This window comes from Rickettsia endosymbiont of Ixodes scapularis (assembly GCF_000160735.1).
GTDB classification, from domain to species: domain Bacteria; phylum Pseudomonadota; class Alphaproteobacteria; order Rickettsiales; family Rickettsiaceae; genus Rickettsia; species Rickettsia tamurae.
Genome location: NZ_CM000770.1, coordinates 1,751,597 through 1,753,947, shown reverse-complemented (window position 1 = coordinate 1,753,947; position 2,351 = coordinate 1,751,597). Strand labels below are relative to the sequence as shown.

The window sequence follows — 2,351 nt, the reverse complement described above, 5'->3', positions numbered from 1 at the left end:
ACCAAACGTACAGCACATTACCAGCCCGTACCTTTATCTTGTTGTACTAAAGGATCAGCAAGCAGTGGAACTTTCTCATTAAAAAGCGGGGTTATAGCTGATTTACCTGCTAGATGCTTATAACGTCCATCGTCAGGGTGATAAAATACGGCTACGCAAGCCGGTAATAACTCAGGTCTGGTAGTTGCTATAGTAAGCGGGTCTCCTTGCTCGGTTTTAAACGTAATATAATTCATGAAAGAGGTTTTTTCCTTATCCTCAATATCAGCTTGGGCAAGAGCTGTACCATCTACTGGATCCCATAAAATCGGTTGATTAGCACGATAAACTTCCTCTTTTTGTACTAAATCAAGAAAAGACATTTGTGATATTTTTCGTGATAACGGACTGATAGTTTGATACTCTAAACTCCAATCAACCGATAAAGCTATTTGGTTAAATAGACTTCTAAACTTTTCTTCTTCACTTGCTACTACCTCTTCGCAAATTTTTATAAATTCAGATCGATCTGTATTATAAGCTTTGATCTGCTTCTGTTTTTCAACAAGTCTCTCGGTCGGTAGCCCGTTATCGTCAAAACCCATAGGATAAAAGATATTTTTACCGATCATACGCTGGAAGCGTACAATAAAATCTGTTTGCGTATAGCTATAAACATGACCGATATGTAACTGCCCCGAAACTGTCGGAGGTGGAGTATCGATTACATAGGTTTCTTCTTTTGAAACGTTTGGATTATAAGCATAAATTTGTTTCTCTTGCCAAATTTGCTGCCACTTTTTTTCATTTTCGGTAAAATTATAATTTTTTGGAAATTCTTTCATAGATTTTGTAGTTGATTCAAGAATATTATTATAAAGGTTATATGTGATTATGACAATAGATGCTTTTCTTTGGAAGGATATGGATATTTAGGATTTGTGCAAGTGGTGCTTGCACAATTAATTACTTTTTACAATTGAGCAGACAACACTTTCTTTAAGATCGGTAAGTTCAGCAATCATAGGAATTTTGAATCCTTGAGAGAGCATTTTTTTGCTATAATTACTGCCTTATTATGTTCGCCTTTAGCCTCTCCTATCTTAATACCTTCTTGTCTTCCTCGTATCAGACCTTCTCCCATATATTTTTCTGCTATAGTTTTCATAATGCTATCCTTAGCTTTAGATGATAAATGAAATACTTCTACTAATTCCGGTTGTTTTTGTTTTGATAATTTTGCGTCAGTATACCATAAGAACGATCTTAGGTAAAATATAACCTTTTTCTTTATCCAATATTATAATATGCTTAAACTCTGTTAAAAACTTCTCCCATAGTTTTATCATATCCCGCATATGGATATGCTTCATCATATATTCTAGCATACCTAAATGTTTTTTCTTGACGATTTCATCATCTGTCATAGCTTGCAAATCTACTAATTGATAATCTTCCGTCATTAATTTCTTTGCCATCACACTATCAGTAAATAAACTCCACAAATTTCTTGGAGCATTATAAATCTCTTTACCGTTGTAAATAACTAAATTATAAACTAGCGGCAATTTATCCTTTCCTTTCTTATGTCTTTCACATAACTTATGTCTTTCACATAACTAAAGAACCCTCAGCTATAAGCTGAGGGGTTATAAAGTGGAATCGATTAGAAATCGATCATCATTCACAGGTTCACCTTCCTGTTCATCAATATAGTGCTGTATCATTTCATCAGTTATATTACCTGAACTGACCGCCATATAGCCCCTAGCCCACAAATGATTGCCCCAAAATTGTTTTCTTAAATGAGCAAATTCTTGCAATAAAATTCTTGAGCTACTACCTTTTAAATACTGTACTAACTTGCTAAGAGATATTTGTGATTTATATGAGATAAACATATGCACGTGATCACATGATATTTTCCCTGAAATTATATATACTTCATGTTCCATACAAATCTGCCTTAGTAAATCTCTAGCCCTTTCCGCTACTTTGCCTATCAATACTCTCTTCCTATATTTTGGTATCCATATAAGATGTACTTTTAAATCATACTGACTATGACTATTCTTTCTATAACTTCTCATGTTTCTTGATATAAATTCATTGCTAAAGCAATTTCATTATATCTTCCCTTCGCCTGAAGGCGAGGGATTTCTTATCCCCGAAGGGGGACATTAAACGATCATTAACAGGTTTTGATGTGGATTGTACTATGATTACATCTTCATTATGAAACGATTCTTGAATTTCTACAGGTAATTCTCGGCTCAATATATTTAACATTTAATGCTATAGCTAAACTAGATGCGAGTAACTTATTACTACTGCCTGCTAGGATTTTTATGTGAGTGATTTATCTTGTTTAT

4 protein-coding genes and 1 pseudogene are annotated in these 2,351 nt (G+C 33.9%); all 5 read right to left on the bottom strand.

Features of this window, described 5'->3' with window-relative positions; genetic code table 11:
• Positions 1 to 824, bottom strand: a pseudogene (locus REIS_RS08910) (class I tRNA ligase family protein); the annotation flags it as partial.
• Positions 825 to 1,000: 176 nt separating this feature from the next.
• On the bottom strand, positions 1,001 to 1,147 hold the full coding sequence (locus REIS_RS17545; protein ID WP_325100675.1) for a hypothetical protein: 147 nt from the start codon (positions 1,145 to 1,147) through the stop codon (positions 1,001 to 1,003).
• 76 nt (positions 1,148 to 1,223) lie between these two features.
• On the bottom strand, positions 1,224 to 1,547 hold the full coding sequence (locus tag REIS_RS17540) for an Rpn family recombination-promoting nuclease/putative transposase (RefSeq protein ID WP_008581203.1): 324 nt from the start codon (positions 1,545 to 1,547) through the stop codon (positions 1,224 to 1,226).
• A gap of 81 nt (positions 1,548 to 1,628) precedes the next feature.
• Entirely contained in the window at positions 1,629 to 2,069 is a 441-nt protein-coding gene (gene tnpA, locus REIS_RS08900; protein ID WP_008579210.1) for an IS200/IS605 family transposase, read from the bottom strand.
• Between the two features lie 22 nt (positions 2,070 to 2,091).
• Positions 2,092 to 2,268, bottom strand: coding sequence for a ribose-phosphate pyrophosphokinase-like domain-containing protein (locus REIS_RS16050; RefSeq protein WP_008581200.1), 177 nt, complete (start codon positions 2,266 to 2,268; stop codon positions 2,092 to 2,094).
• Between the last annotated feature and the right edge of the window lie 83 nt (positions 2,269 to 2,351).